The organism is Nocardia sp. CC201C (assembly GCF_030010695.1).
GTDB classification, from domain to species: domain Bacteria; phylum Actinomycetota; class Actinomycetes; order Mycobacteriales; family Mycobacteriaceae; genus Nocardia; species Nocardia otitidiscaviarum.
Map to the genome: position 1 here is coordinate 1 of NZ_JASCXP010000732.1, position 1,220 is coordinate 1,220.

Annotated in this window: 1 protein-coding gene; it reads left to right on the forward strand. The window is 69.8% G+C overall.

Annotated features, from left to right (window positions below):
- Window positions 1-154 precede the first annotated feature (154 nt).
- Window positions 155-1,132: a hypothetical protein gene (locus QK444_RS36360; protein ID WP_282786664.1), complete on the forward strand. Its 978-nt coding sequence runs from the start codon at window positions 155-157 to the stop codon at window positions 1,130-1,132.
- The last annotated feature ends 88 nt before the right edge of the window (window positions 1,133-1,220 follow it).

Consider the following 1,220-nt stretch of genomic DNA (forward strand, 5'->3'; position numbering starts at 1 on the left):
CGCACTGCGGCTCAGCGCGCATGGACCCGCGTCTCGCCCCGCGTAGGCGCGGCATGCCCAGGATCGGCGGTCCCCGGCAGTGAGTGCCCTGGGACCCGCGCGCCGACGAAGTCAGTATTCGGGTAACCGAGACACGGCGGAAAGGTCGGCACCCATGCGAATTCCCCTGCGCTATCTATTGATCGCCGCGACGGCGACCCTGACTATATCGTGCTCCGCGCAACCGGCGGAACGAGAGGTATTCGATCGGTATGTGGTTCCGGGTGACCGGGCTTTCCCATCCGGACTCGCCTACGACCGCGCCTCCGGGCACTTCTTCGTGGGCAGTGCCGCAGACGGGACGATTTACCGGGGCCATGTGCACGAGCCCCGGCTCGAGGTCTGGTCGCCCGCCGGCGTCGACGGCCGCAGCGCCACCGCGGGGATGGTCCTCGATCCGGCCGGTCGTCTGTTCGTCAATGGCGGCGGTACCGGCACCGCCCGGGTCTACGACGCCGTCGACGGCCGACTGCTGGCCGAATTGCGCGGACTCGACGGCGGTTTCGTCAACGAGGTCACCATCGCCGCCGATGGCACCGCCTACGCCACCGACTCGCTGCTGCCGGTCGTGTACCGGATCACCGACACCGGCGGATCCTGGTGCATGGAGCCCTGGCTGGATGTCACGTCCACGCCCGTCGACTGGATCGCCGCGCGGCACAACCTCAACGGCATCCTCGCGATCGGCGACCATCTGCTCACGGTGCAGAGTTCCACCGGGCAGTTGTGGCGCATAGACCGGCACAGCGGACGGACCGTCGAGGTGGACCTCGGCGGGCAGGCCCTGCCCAGCGGGGACGCGGTGGTCTCCGACGACGGCCGCCGGATCTACGTCACGCAGGGAAATCTCTACGCCGACAGCGCCGCCCAGCCACGGGTGGCGGTGCTGGATATGAGTCCCGACCTGTCGAGCGGCCGGATCGTCGACGGCCTGGTGCCATCGGACGGATTCCTGCACCCCAGCCAGGCCGCGCTGACCGAGCGGGGCCGCCTGCTGGTGGTCAACAGCCAGTACAACCGGTTCGCCGCGGGCCTGCCGCCCACGGCGCTGCCGTTCACGATCTCCAGCCTGGACCTGCCGGGCGCGGACTGACGGATGGACCCCTCTGCTCGCGGTGCACCGAAACCACCTGCGGCAGGGAGAAACTCGGCGATGTACCGCGGGCCCGGCGAGCGCGCCG